General features: G+C 65.3%; 11 protein-coding genes and 1 pseudogene. 7 read left to right on the top strand and 5 right to left on the bottom strand.

All coding sequences use genetic code 11. The features are described 5' to 3' along the window. Positions 1–159: 159 nt before the first annotated feature. Entirely contained in the window at positions 160–1,620 is a 1,461-nt protein-coding gene (locus tag K7I12_RS06795) for a sodium-dependent transporter (RefSeq protein ID WP_031382904.1), read from the bottom strand. A gap of 369 nt (positions 1,621–1,989) precedes the next feature. On the opposite strand from K7I12_RS06795, the gene K7I12_RS06790 reads away from it, so the two are divergent. Further along, positions 1,990–2,469 (top strand): MarR family winged helix-turn-helix transcriptional regulator, encoded by a 480-nt coding sequence (locus K7I12_RS06790; protein ID WP_035575134.1) that lies wholly within the window; start codon positions 1,990–1,992, stop codon positions 2,467–2,469. A 53-nt stretch (positions 2,470–2,522) separates the two neighbouring features. On the opposite strand, the gene K7I12_RS06785 is transcribed toward K7I12_RS06790, so the two are convergent. Beyond that, entirely contained in the window at positions 2,523–2,822 is a 300-nt protein-coding gene (locus K7I12_RS06785) for a hypothetical protein (protein WP_031382902.1), read from the bottom strand. Here K7I12_RS06785 and K7I12_RS17660 point away from each other — a divergent pair. Continuing rightward, a complete protein-coding gene (locus tag K7I12_RS17660; protein ID WP_422723631.1) occupies positions 2,739–2,993 on the top strand; it encodes a DUF7282 domain-containing protein in 255 nt (84 codons plus the stop codon). The genes K7I12_RS06785 and K7I12_RS17660 overlap by 84 nt on opposite strands. Here K7I12_RS17660 and K7I12_RS06780 read toward each other — a convergent pair. Continuing rightward, the gene (locus K7I12_RS06780) at positions 2,956–5,478 is read right to left on the bottom strand and encodes a heavy metal translocating P-type ATPase (RefSeq protein WP_231663643.1); all 2,523 of its coding nucleotides are present in this window, start codon (positions 5,476–5,478) and stop codon (positions 2,956–2,958) included. The two genes, K7I12_RS17660 and K7I12_RS06780, sit on opposite strands and share 38 nt — an antisense overlap. 27 nt (positions 5,479–5,505) lie before the next feature. Further along, positions 5,506–5,651 (bottom strand): annotated as a pseudogene (locus tag K7I12_RS06775) (transposase); the annotation flags it as partial. A 278-nt stretch (positions 5,652–5,929) separates the two neighbouring features. Between K7I12_RS06775 and dusA the strand changes: the two are divergent. After that, complete coding sequence (gene dusA, locus K7I12_RS06770) at positions 5,930–6,991, top strand: tRNA dihydrouridine(20/20a) synthase DusA (protein ID WP_269438588.1); 1,062 nt, start codon at positions 5,930–5,932, stop codon at positions 6,989–6,991. Here dusA and K7I12_RS06765 read toward each other — a convergent pair. Then, positions 6,964–7,992, bottom strand: a complete 1,029-nt coding sequence (locus K7I12_RS06765; protein ID WP_231663641.1) for a succinylglutamate desuccinylase/aspartoacylase family protein — start codon at positions 7,990–7,992, stop codon at positions 6,964–6,966. The genes dusA and K7I12_RS06765 overlap by 28 nt on opposite strands. Positions 7,993–8,169: 177 nt before the next feature. On the opposite strand from K7I12_RS06765, the gene K7I12_RS06760 reads away from it, so the two are divergent. The 4 genes from K7I12_RS06760 (at position 8,170) to K7I12_RS06745 (ending at position 12,089) form a co-directional block, all read left to right on the top strand. Then, on the top strand, positions 8,170–8,580 hold the full coding sequence (locus K7I12_RS06760) for a glycosyltransferase (protein WP_231663639.1): 411 nt from the start codon (positions 8,170–8,172) through the stop codon (positions 8,578–8,580). A 148-nt stretch (positions 8,581–8,728) separates the two neighbouring features. Beyond that, positions 8,729–10,282 (top strand): cation:proton antiporter family protein, encoded by a 1,554-nt coding sequence (locus K7I12_RS06755; protein WP_031382897.1) that lies wholly within the window; start codon positions 8,729–8,731, stop codon positions 10,280–10,282. Between the two features lie 107 nt (positions 10,283–10,389). Continuing rightward, positions 10,390–11,388 (top strand): amidoligase family protein, encoded by a 999-nt coding sequence (locus tag K7I12_RS06750; RefSeq protein ID WP_031382896.1) that lies wholly within the window; start codon positions 10,390–10,392, stop codon positions 11,386–11,388. Then, positions 11,385–12,089, top strand: coding sequence for a gamma-glutamyl-gamma-aminobutyrate hydrolase family protein (locus K7I12_RS06745; RefSeq protein ID WP_231663637.1), 705 nt, complete (start codon positions 11,385–11,387; stop codon positions 12,087–12,089). The genes K7I12_RS06750 and K7I12_RS06745 overlap by 4 nt, the downstream gene beginning before the upstream one ends. The last annotated feature ends 52 nt before the right edge of the window (positions 12,090–12,141 follow it).

Here is a 12,141-nt window from a genome sequence, read left to right as displayed (position 1 = left end):
ATAACTAAACATAAGCAAAGGCTCTTCTATTAGGCGCAAAAATAATCATCGCGCGACGACTATGCCAGTAACGTCTGGTTGCCAGCTTATAACCCAGGCCCTGCAACGCAAACGCCCCGGCCAGGGACCGGGGCGTTCGTGGTCCGTATCAGCGACAGGCTAACCGGCCAACTGTCGCTTGAGCCGCGGACTGAGCAACTCGCCGATCAGCGTGATCGCCACCAGCACGGCCAGCAGCCAGGGCCACTGGCGTCCCATGTCGAGCGCCATCAGGCCCAGCGCGTCGATAAAGATCAACACGATGCCCAGCGGGCTGACGTAGCGGATCATGAACAGCCATAGCGCGTACGGAACACGGCCCATCCCCAGCTCGGAGCGGAAGACCTCGTTACGCAGGAAGAACCCGGCCAGCAGCGCCATGCCCAGTCCACCCAGCGGCATCATCCAGCGCGAGGTCAGATAGTCCAGCCAGTTGAAGAAGTTCTTGCCGCCGAGCGTCCATTCCGCGCCGACGTTGAACGACAGCATCGCCAGGCTACTGACCAGCCACAGCACGATTCCGGTAGCCCAGGCGGCCTTGGCCCGGGAAATGCCCTTGCTCTCGTTGAGCCAGGCGACCGTCGCCTCGATCATCGAAATGGCCGAGGTCAGTGCCGCCAGGGTCAGCATGACGAAGAAAATGATCGCGAGCAGCGTGCCCAACGGCATCTGCTGGAAGGCCAGCGGCAGGCTCATGAAGATCAGCCCCGGGCCGCTGGCCGGATCCATGCCGCTGGCGAAGATGATCGGAAAGATCGCCAGCCCCGCCATCAGCGCCACCAGCGTGTCGAACACCGCCACGGTGAAGGTGGTGCGGGCGATGGATTGGCCATCCGGAAGATAGGAGCCATAGGTCAAGATAGCGCCGGAGGCCAGGGACAAGGTGAAAAACGCCTGGCCCATGGCCGCCAGCAGGCCTTCGCTGGAGAGCTTGCCCAGTTCGAAGGTAAACAAGAAGCGCAGGGCCTGGCCGAAGCCGCCGGAGAAGATGGCATAGAAAATCATCAGGGCAAGGATGAGCACCATGCCCGGCATCATCCAGCGCACGCTCTTCTCGATGCCTTCCTGTACGCCCTTGCCGACGATCAGCATGGTAGCCAAGGTCACCAGGGTGCTCCAGACTCCCAGATTCCAGGGATTGGCGTTGTTGGCAGCGAAGATCGCCGCCATGCCCTCGACGCTGTCGGCGCTCAGTCCGCCGGTGATGGCCTTCCACAGATACGACACCGACCAGCCGGCGACCACCACGTAGAACGACAGGATCATGAAGCCGCACAGCATCGCCATCCAGCCGATCAATGCCCAACCGCGGCCATGTCCGGACTCGCGAGCCACCCGCCGGATGGCGTCGATTGGACTGCCGCGACCACGGCGGCCGAAGCCGATCTCGAGCATCATGATCGGAATGCCGATCGCCAGGATGCACAGCAGGTAGACCAGCACGAAGGCGCCGCCCCCGTATTCGCCGGTCATGTAGGGAAACTTCCAGATATTGCCCAAGCCCACGGCCGAGCCGGTCGCCGCAAGGATGAAGCCCCAACGGCTCATCCAAAGATTGTGGGGTTTCTCTCTCGTCGTCATGAAATACCTTAAAGTTTGTTGTTGTGCCGATGGAGCGCCGCGCAGCGTGGCACAAGCCGGCAATTGTAGCGTTGTTGGCTCAGCTGTCATCAATGATGCCGGCGTTCATGGTGCTAAATGAAGCGCTTGCGGCAAACCTCCGGGTGCCTCGGCCCGACTCCCGGCCAGTGTCGTCCGCGCCAGCGCACTTGCAACCGGGTCGATGATTCGCCACAAAGTTTCACTTGAAACCTTATGCCGAGGCTCAGCGGCTCCACAAGCGCCTGGACGACACCACGCTTGCCGCAGCAGTAGAATTGCGTAACGTTTTCGCTACAAGCCTTTCGCGACAGCGCCAGAGTCGTGCCGTCCCGCCGCCAGGAGATCGCCTTGCCCCTCCCCGACCAGCCATCCCCTATGCTCGATCTCAAGGCATTCCTGCCTTATCGACTGTCCAACCTGGCCGAGCGCATCAGCCAGGCGCTATCGACGATCTATGCCCAGCAATACGACTTGACCATCGCCCAGTGGCGGGTACTCGCCTGGCTTCAACAGGCTCAGCCGCTGACCGCCAAGCGCATCTGCCAGTTGACCGACATGGACAAGGCCCGCGTCTCGCGTGCCGTTGCCCAGCTGGTGGAACGTCGGCTGATCCAGCGACAGCGCGATGCTGTCGACCAGCGCACATTATGGCTGACCCTGACCGTCGAGGGCAGCGACCTGCTGGCCTCGGCAATCCCCCGGGCGCTGGCCTGGGAAAGCGAACTGATCGCGAACCTGAGCCCGGCAGAATACCGTGAACTCTTCAGACTTCTGGCCAAGGTAGAGGCTGGCCTGACACAGGACTCGCCAATCGACGGCGATATCTAGGAGTCTGTCGGGCTTGGCCGATCGTCACGAGAAGCACGGGTTCCGAGTCAAATTTATCGATCGATTGAGGCGAATAGCGCGCTATTTAACGAAATGGATCGATGGAATTGGCCGAAAGGCCGGGATTCGCAGTAGGTCAGTGTCAAGTCCGACGGGCTCCTAGGGCCGACCGTGGACAGCGTCACCGCCAGCGGCCCCGGTTTCATGGTAATCCACGCCAGCAACGAGCAGGGCGCGCCCGTCGTGCCGAGTCCATCGGTCATGAGCAGGTGGAGGAAGGCCAGCAGCAGGACGTCACGATCACCCTGGACAAGGAAGTGCAGTCCGGCGACAAAGTCTTCGTCATGCTTCACGAGGACACGGCGCCATCTCCGTCATCGACTGGATACGGCGCCGTGCGACGGCAGGTCGGGTCATTTCCTGCGGGCCTGAGGGGAGGCCGTCAGACCAGTACCCGCAGTCAGCCCGGGCAGACCCCGTTTCGTCTTACTCTTCCTTGTACCCCAGCAACCTCAGGGCGTTGAACACGACCACCAACGTGGAGCCCTCGTGGAAGACCACGGCCGGGCCGATACCGAGCAGCCCGAACGCGGTAGCCGGTATGAGGAAGATTACAATCCCGAGGCTTACGAACAGGTTCTGCTTGATGATCCGGCTCGTCCTCCGGCTGAGACCGACGGCGAACGGGAGTTGCCGAAGGTCGTCGGACATGAGAGCCACATCGGCGGTCTCCAGGGCCACGTCCGAGCCGGCGGCGCCCATCGCGATGCCGACGGTGGAGTTGGCCATCGCCGGGGCATCGTTGACGCCATCGCCGACCATCGCCAGCTTGCTCTCCTCTTCACGCAGGTTTTTTATGGCGTCCACCTTGTCCTCGGGGAGCAGGTCTCCGCGCGCTTCGTCCAGCCCGATCTCGGCCGCCACGGCATCGGCGACGCGCTGGTTGTCGCCGCTGATCATGATCATGCGCCTGAGTCCGAGCTCGCGCAGCTTCTTTATGACCTCCGCCGCTGATCCGCGCGGCGTATCCATCAGGCCCAGCACGCCGAGGTACTTATCGCCCCGACGCACGATCATGGTCGTCCGTCCTTGTTCTTCGAGCTTCTCGACCTTCTCCCGGAGTTCCTCCGGCAGCCCCGGCCCGTCGACCTCTGCGAACAGGTCGTCCTTGCCGACGTACACGGGCTCGCCGTCGAGCCAGGCCCGCACGCCCCGGCCGGTGATGCTCTCCATGCCGCGCGCCTCGGGTACGCTGTAACCGTCGAGCCTCTCCGCGCCGTCCCGGACCACGGCGGCGGCGAGCGGGTGGTCGCTGAGCCTCTCTACCGCCATTGCCGCGCCGAGCAGTTCCTTCACGTCCGCTCCATCAGCGGGCTCCACGTCCGTCAGGCGCGGCTTGCCCTCGGTCAGGGTGCCGGTCTTGTCGAACGCAATGGCCGTGAGCGTGCCCAGGTTCTCCAGCGGCCCGCCACCCTTGACCAACACGCCGCTGCGGCCGGCACGGGCCACCGCGGAAAGTACGGCGCTCGGGGTGGAGATCGCCAGGGCGCACGGGCTCGCCGCCACCAGTACGGCCATCGCCCGGTAGAACGAATCGCCGAATGCCTCGCCCGTCACCAGCGGCGAGAGGAGCAACAGCACGACGAGGACCAGCACCGACGGGACGAAATACCGCTCGAACTTGTCGGTGAAACGCTGAGTCGGTGACTTCTGGGTCTCGGCCTCGCTGACGAGCTGCACCACGCGGGCAAGCGTGTTGTCTTCAGCCCGCTTGAGCACCTGTACCTCCAGGGCGCCGCTGCCGTTGATGGTGCCGGCGAAGACCCGGCCCGAGGCATCGAGCTTATCCGGAGACTGCATCGCCTTCTCGGGGTCTTCCACGGGCTGCTTGTCCACCGGGACGCTCTCGCCCGTCACGGCGGATTGATCCACACTGCTCACGCCCTGGATCACGAACCCATCGGCAGGGATCTTCTCGTTGGGCTTGACGATGACCACGTCCCCGACCTCGAGTTGCTCGACGGGGATTTCTTGCTGGCCGTCTGCTCGCCGCACGATGGCCGTCTTGGGCGCGAGCTCCCCCAGGGCTTCGATGGCCTTGCGCGCCCGGCCCATCGCGTAATGTTCCAGCGAGTGCCCCAGGCTGAAGAGGAAGAGCAACAGCGCGCCCTCGGCCCACTCGCCCAGGATCGCGGCGCCCGCGGCAGCGACAAGCATGAGGAAGTCGATCTCGAACTGCCCGGCCCTCACGCTCTCGAAGGCCTCCTTGAGCGTATAGAACCCGCCGAAGAAGTAAGCGGCGAAGTAGAAGCCCAGAGGCACCCACTGCGTCACGTCGGTCAATACCGAGATGAGGAAGCCGGTGATGAGAGTGGCCCCTGAGAGGATCGCGAAGATCAACTCCGTATTCTCGCCGAAGATGCCACCGTGGGAATGGCCGTGCTTCCCATGGTCGTGCTCCTCTTCGTGATCGTGCTCCTCTTCGTGGTCGTGTTTCTCCGGCTCGCCGGCCTCGCCCGGCTCGCGCGTGTGCTCTTCGCCTCCGGCCCTTTCGCGAGGCTTCTCCCGGACCCAGACGTCCATTCCTTCCAGCGCGGCCAGTATCTCGGCTTCATCCGTTCGTTCGCGGTCGAACTCCACGCGCACCGGCCCCGAGGCCGTCGCCTCAGCCTCCACCACGCCGTCCAGTCGCTTCAAGCGTTCGGTGACGGTGCGTGCCCGGCGCTGGTGGTTTATGCCCTCGACCTTCCAGAGCACGTGCCCGAAACGGTCCGTCAGGTGCGCCCCCGCGCGCTCGGCGATCTGACGGATACGCGCCAGCGAGAGCACCTCCGGGTCATAGTGGATACATAGCTTCGCCGGCTCCTCATCGGATGGCGCGACCACGTGCGCCCGTTCGAACCCCTCGCGGGCCTCCAGGTCGGCGATAAGCCGCTCGACGCAATCGTCCCGCTCGTCCGGCACCTCGGGCAACAGGACGGGCAGATCCAGCTGGTAACTATCGCTCACTATAATCCTCCTCCGCGTCTCCTACTGATGAATCGCGCTCTTATCCTTGCGTACCCGATTACCCGCGAGACCGCGTGCTTCGGCGGGGTCGAGATCATCATGTGCACGTGATCCGGTATCAGGTGACCCTCTTCGATCCGGCGCTCCCTCTGCTCCGCTAGATCCCTCGGCACACCGCGAGATCTCGGCGAATCTGTGTCGATATACGTAAACTAACATGAGTATAGGAAGCTTTCATGCTGAACGTCCTGCTCTGGGCTGGATGGTCCTTCTTTCGTACAATGCCCTGCCAGCGGGTGCCGCGCTTCTGAAAAGTCGCCATGGCGTACCACCAAACGCCGGTTTCGGCGCCTCTCTCTGAAAATGCTACAGCGAGGGTACACCAAGCTCGGTTTCGGGCGGTATCGAATGGGTATTAGCGTGATAGGACGAACAGCGGAAGGAGGGTTAATTGGCTGAGTTAAAGAGAAACGACTCTCTGGAAGTGGCTCGACGGTTCAGTGTGGCGCCGATGATGGACTGGACGACCCGCGACTACCGCGCCTTCGCCCGGACGCTGACGCGTCATGCCCTTCTGTACACCGAAATGGTCACCACCGGGGCGATCCTGCATGGCACGCCGCGCGAGCGCTTCCTCGGGCACGACGCAGTGGAGCATCCGCTGGCCCTGCAACTCGGCGGCAGCGATGCCGGGGAGCTTGCCGAGTGCGCGGCGATCGCCGAGGAATGGGGCTATGACGAGGTCAACCTGAATGTCGGCTGCCCCAGCGATCGTGTGCAGAACAACCTGATCGGCGCCTGCCTGATGGCGCATCCGCAGACCGTTGCCGCCGCGGTGCGCGCAATGCGCGATGCGGTGTCGATCCCGGTCACCGTCAAATGCCGCATCGGCATCGACGACCAGGACGAGGACGCCGACCTGACGCGCTTCATCCAACAGGTCGCCGACGCCGGTTGCGAGACGTTCATCGTGCATGCCCGCAAGGCCTGGTTGCAGGGCCTGTCGCCCAAGGAAAACCGCGACGTGCCACCGCTCAACTACCCGCGCGTGCAGCGTCTCAAGGCCCAGCACCCGCAACTGCACATCGGCATCAACGGCGGCATCAGGACGTTGGCCGAGTGCCGCGAGCATCTGGAATCCGTCGACAGCGTGATGGTGGGTCGCGAGGCGTACCGGAACCCGTGGCTGCTGGCGGGCATCGACGAGGCGCTCTATGGCCGCCCCGGCCCGGCAACGTCGCGTCACGGAGCCGCACGAGCGCTGCGCCCCTACATCGCCCGGCGGCTCGAGGAAGGCGCCAGGCTCAACCACATCACCCGGCATCTATTGGGACTGTTCCAGGGCTGCCCGGGGGGACGCCGCTTTCGCCGTCATCTGTCCGAGAACGCCCACCGCGACGGTGCCGGGGTTGGCGTCTTCGACGACGCCCTGGGATTGGTGCCCGAGCCGCACGAAACCGCCGCCCCCTCCCCGGCCCGAGCCGGTCATAGCGTGTCCGGCGTGCCCTCGTAATCCGACTGGAACGACTCGACGGCGTTCTCGGCCTCCTCGATCGCCTCGAAGCGGGCGACGTGGAACAGCGCCTCGCCCTCGTTGGCCAGCGGCAGGTTGCTCATGCCGATGACGATGCCATCGGCGTTGGCCAGCACCTCGCCTTCGGAGTTGCCGAACGGATCGGCGACGAGCCCCAGCACCTGGCCCTTGGCGACCCGCGCCCCGAGGCGCACCCGCGGACGCAAAATGCCGTCGATCGGCGCCCGCGCCCAGCTCGAGCCGTTGGCGACCTCGGCCGCTGGCGGCTCGCGACGTTGTCGGCTGGCGGCCAGCATGCCCAGGTGGCGCATCACCCGCAGCACCCCGCGCACCCCCGGGGCGATCGCCCACTCGTCGAAGCGCAGCGCCTCGCCGGCCTCGTAGGTCAGCACCGGCACGCCGTGATGCTGGGCGTAGGCGCGCAAGCTGCCCTCGCGCAGTTCGGCATTGAGGATCACCGGTGCGCCGAACGCCCTGGCCATTGCCGCCGTCTCGCTGCCCACGCTCAGTTGCGAACGGACCTGCGGCAGGTTGGTGCGATGAATGGCGCCGGTGTGCAGATCGATGATATGGCTCGCCAGGTCGACGATCTGCTCGCGGAACAGCGCAGCCACCCGCGAGCCCAACGATCCGGCGTCGCTGCCCGGGAAGCAACGATTGAGATCGCGCCGGTCAGGCAGGTAACGGGTGTGCTGGACGAAGCCGAAGACGTTGACGATGGGCACCGCGATCAGCGTCCCGCGCAGCCGGCGGATCGCCGACGAACGCAACAGCCGGCGGACGATCTCGGCGCCGTTGATCTCGTCGCCGTGGATCGCCCCGCACACCAGCAGCACCGGCCCGGCCTGGCGACCGTGCACCACTTCCACCGGAATGTGCAGCGGCGCATGGGTATAGAGCTTGGCCACCGGGACGTCGAGCTGTGTGCGGGAGCCGGGCGCCACGCGCACACCGGCGAGTTCGAAGGGAGCTCGTGTCATGATCCATCGCTCATGTAGCAGAAATCTGGCCCTCTTATACGCGGACTACACCGGCTTGACGACCCTTGGCGGCACCTGGCCGCGACCCACGGCGTGCCGTGCCAGCGTTTACGCTACTGAACGAGCGGCTAGCGTGCGCTAGCATTACTCGTACCGCCCGCATAAGGAGCCACGTGCATGTTCAGCCTCACCGTTGGCGATCACATGACGATCATCGACAGCTTCCAGGGCGAGGTGTTCGGCCCCGCCCACGACCAGCTGGCCGAGGCCTACCGGAACGCCGACCTGTTCGTGCTGCCCTCGCACTACGAAGGCTATGGCATGGTCATCAGCGAGGCGTTGGCTCATGGCCTGCCGGTGATCACCACCACCGGCGGCGCGCTGGCCCATACCTTGCCCCGGGACGCCGGGCTCGCCGTGCCGCCGGGCGATAGCCAGGCGCTGGCCGAGGCGCTGGCGCGCTGGCTCGACGAACCCGAGCTACGCCAGCAGCTGCGCCAAGGCGCCCAGCGAGCCCGTGACGGGCTCGCCGACTGGAGTGGCGCCGGACGCGCCTTCGCCAAAGCGCTCGACCGTGCGCCCCACTGACTGTCGCTCATGACGCTCCCTCTGGGTCGAAATTGAATCGAGGTTGGCAAATTGTCATCGTCACTGTGTCACGATAGGCCCAGCGCATCGCCCGCTCGGCGGCGCGGATTCACCGCCATCTTGCCATCCGTTGTTGCCGGAGCCTGCCATGCTGGAAGTCATTTGTCTGTCGTTCGCGCTCGTGCTGGGGCTGGTGGCGCGTCGCTGCGGCCTGCCGGCGCTGATCGGCTTCCTGGCGGCGGGCTTTCTGATCAACCCGCTGGCCGACCAATTGTCGCTGCCCGCCTCGACGCCGGCGGTGCTCGATCACGTCGCGCATCTCGGCGTGCTGTTGCTGCTGTTCACGGTCGGCTTGAAGCTCAAGCTCAAGAGCCTCGCCCAGCCGGAAGTGATCGGCGGCGGACTGGTGCATTTCGCCGTCACCGTGGGCGTTTTCGCACCGGGCCTGCACTGGCTGGCTGGCATCGCCTGGGGGCCGTCGCTGCTGCTGGCTGTCGCGCTGGCGTTTTCGAGCACCGTGCTGTCGGCCAAGAGCCTCGAGTCGCGCCGCGAATTACGCGCCTTTCACGGTCGCGTGGCGATCGGCATCCTGATCATCCAGGATCTGATAGCGCTGTTCGTGCTGGCGTTCTCGACCGGCCAGGTGCCCTCGCCCTGGGCGCTCGCGCTGTTCGGCCTGCCGTTGTTGCGACCGCTCTTTTATTGGCTGATCGATGTCAGCGGCCACGACGAGCTGCTGTTGCTGATGGGGCTGGTACTGGCGGTAGTGGTCGGCGGGGCGGGCTTTTCCGCGCTGGGGCTGTCCAGCGAGGTCGGCGCGCTGGTGCTGGGCGCGCTGGTTGCAGGCCATCCGCGCGCCCAGGAACTGGGCAAGTCGCTGTGGGGGCTCAAGGAGCTGTTCCTGGTCGGCTTCTTTCTCAAGATCGGCATGTCGGGGCTGCCCGACTGGCAGGCGCTGGGCTTCGCGGTGGCGTTCACTGCGCTGCTGCCGCTCAAGGCGGCACTGTTCTTCTTCCTGCTGATCCTGTTCCGGCTGCGCGCGCGCAATGCCTTTCAGGCTGCGGTCAGCCTGACCAGCTACAGCGAGTTCGGGTTGATCGTCGCCGCGGCGCTGGTGCCGGATGCGCTGGTCGGCCTGGCGCTCGCCGTGGCGCTGTCGTTCTTGTTCGCGGCACCGCTGCAGCGCAATGCCCACGCGCTGTTCGCCCGATTCGAGCCGTGGCTGCTGCGCTTCGAGACGCGCACCTGGCATCCCGACGAGCAGCCCGCCTCGCTGGGCAATGCGCGGGTACTGATCCTGGGCATGGGCCGCACCGGAACCGCCGCCTACGATCGCCTGTGCGAGGACCATACGCGCCTGATCGGCATCGACGCCGACCCCAGCCGGGTCGAGCGCCACAGCCGCGCCGGGCGTCATGTGGTCTACGCTGATGGCGAGGATATCGGCTTCTGGCACAGCCTCTCGCTCGATACCATCGAGGTGGCGGTGCTCACCCTGCCCGATGCCGAGTCGAAGATCTTCGCCACCCGACAGTTACGCCAGCATGGCTTTTCCGGTGCGATCGTCGCGCACAGTCTCTACGAGGACGAGGCCGAGGCGATTCGCCGCGCCGGCGCCAACCAGACCTACCTGACCATGCACGAGGCCGGCCTGGGGCTGGCCGAGCATGTCCGTCAAGGCCTCATCGAGCGGCCCGGCTAGACGACCACGAAGCCATTGGCTGGCCAAGGCTTTTCCCGATCAGGGCTTGCCAGCACTGCGCCAAGCCGTTGCAATGGTGGTTTCGCGCATACACCCAGGAGGTCGCCATGGAGCCCCAAGCGCCACCCGTACCGCGCACGACAGAGGGCCAATTGCGGCGTGTCGGCGTGGAAATCGAATTCGCGGCGCTTGCACCGGCGGCGGCGGCCGAACTGGTGCAGGGCCGTTTCGGTGGCGATATCCACCAGCTCAGCCCGCATCGCTTCAAGGTCGCGGACACCCGCTGGGGCGATTTCACCGTCGAGCTCGACGCCAAGTACGCGCATCCCGACGACAAGCTGCTGGAAAAGACTCAGGCGAGCGGCGACGCCGAATGGCAACGCCTGCGCGCCGACCTGCACAACCGCACCCGGGCGCTGATCGGCGACGCCGTGTCCGGCGTGGTGCCTACCGAGATCGTTTGTCCGCCGATCCCCTGGCTGTCGCTGGGCGAGCTCGATTCGCTGTTCGACGCCCTGCGCCTGCAAGGCGCCCGTGATACTCGCGAGAGCCTGCTCTATGCCTTCGGGCTGCACCTGAATCCGGAGGTGCCGAGCATCACCACCGCAAGTGTGCAGGCTCATCTGCGCGCCTACATGATTCTCGCCGAGTGGCTGCGCGAGGAGATCGACATCGACATCACCCGCGAGGTGCTGCCGCACGCCAATCCGTTCCCTCGCGACTATGCCCTGCAGGTACTCGACCCGGGCTACCAGCCCGATCTGGGGACCCTGATCGAGGATTACGCCGTCGCCAATCCGTCGCGCAATCGCGAACTCGACCTGTTTCCGCTGTTCGCCTTCCTGCAACCCGAGGCGTTGCCCCAGTTGTTCAGCGACGAGCGCATCAAGCCACGCCCGACCTATCACTACCGGCTGCCCAACGCCCAGTTCGCGCAGCCCGACTGGAGCGTGGTCGCGGAGTGGAACCGCTGGGTCGAGGTAGAGCGCCTGGCCGCCGATGAAGCACTGCTCGCCGAACGCGCCGCCGCCTACCTCGCCCATCACCATCGATTACCGATGACGCGCTGGCTGGATCGCCTGCGCGGATGGATGAAGGACGCATGAAGACAAGACCCCTGATCGGCATCACCACCTCGAATGACAAGAGCCGGCTGGCCTGGTATTGCGACTGCCTGGCGGTGTGGCGCGCCGGCGGCCGGCCGGTGCGACTGTCGCCGGCACGCCCCGATGGTATCCGACTCGACGGCCTGATCATCGGCGGCGGCGACGATATCGGCGCGCAACTCTACGGCGGTGAAGTGCAGCTCGACGTGCGCGTCGATCCCCAGCGCGACACCCTCGAACTGGAGCTGCTCACGCGGCTGGTACCGGACGGCTGCCCGGTGCTGGGCATCTGTCGTGGCGCGCAGATCATCAATGTGTTCTTCGGCGGCACGCTGTTCAGCGATATCTACACGACCTACGAACACATCAAGCCGCGTCGCACGGTGCTGCCGCGCAAGAGCGTCGACGTGGTCGAGGGCAGCCGGCTGCACGACATCCTGCGCGTCAACTGGTGCCAGGTGAACAGCCTGCATCATCAGGCCATCGACGCCACCGGTCATGGCATCAATGTCGTCGCCCGCGACCGCGACGGGCTGGTCCAGGGCATCGAGAGCCATCATCACGATTTTTTGATCGGCGTGCAGTGGCATCCGGAGTTTCTGATCTTCAACCGTCCGCAACAACGCCTGATCCGCGCGCTGGTCGAACACGCCACCCGCTACGCCGAACGCGGCGAAGCCGCGTCACGCGCCGGTGTCTGATCCGACGGCCCCGTCGTCAATGATTCGATACGCGACCAAACCGGCTCCAGGG

The sequence above is a fragment of the Halomonas sp. IOP_31 genome (genome assembly GCF_021151495.1).
Lineage (GTDB): Bacteria > Pseudomonadota > Gammaproteobacteria > Pseudomonadales > Halomonadaceae > Modicisalibacter > Modicisalibacter zincidurans.
The sequence above is the reverse complement of the archived record's forward strand: the minus strand, read 5'-3'. Positions and strand labels throughout refer to the sequence as shown.

Bases quoted from the DNA above. Each gene is read 5' to 3' on its own strand.
- K7I12_RS06795 (WP_031382904.1), bottom strand. From the start codon at position 1,620: ATGACGACGAGAGAGAAACCCCACAATCTTTGGATGAGCCGTTGGGGC.
- K7I12_RS06765 (WP_231663641.1), bottom strand. From the start codon at position 7,992: ATGACACGAGCTCCCTTCGAACTCGCCGGTGTGCGCGTGGCGCCCGGC.
- K7I12_RS06760 (WP_231663639.1), top strand. From the start codon at position 8,170: ATGTTCAGCCTCACCGTTGGCGATCACATGACGATCATCGACAGCTTC.
- K7I12_RS06755 (WP_031382897.1), top strand. From the start codon at position 8,729: ATGCTGGAAGTCATTTGTCTGTCGTTCGCGCTCGTGCTGGGGCTGGTG.
- K7I12_RS06750 (WP_031382896.1), top strand. From the start codon at position 10,390: ATGGAGCCCCAAGCGCCACCCGTACCGCGCACGACAGAGGGCCAATTG.
- K7I12_RS06745 (WP_231663637.1), top strand. From the start codon at position 11,385: ATGAAGACAAGACCCCTGATCGGCATCACCACCTCGAATGACAAGAGC.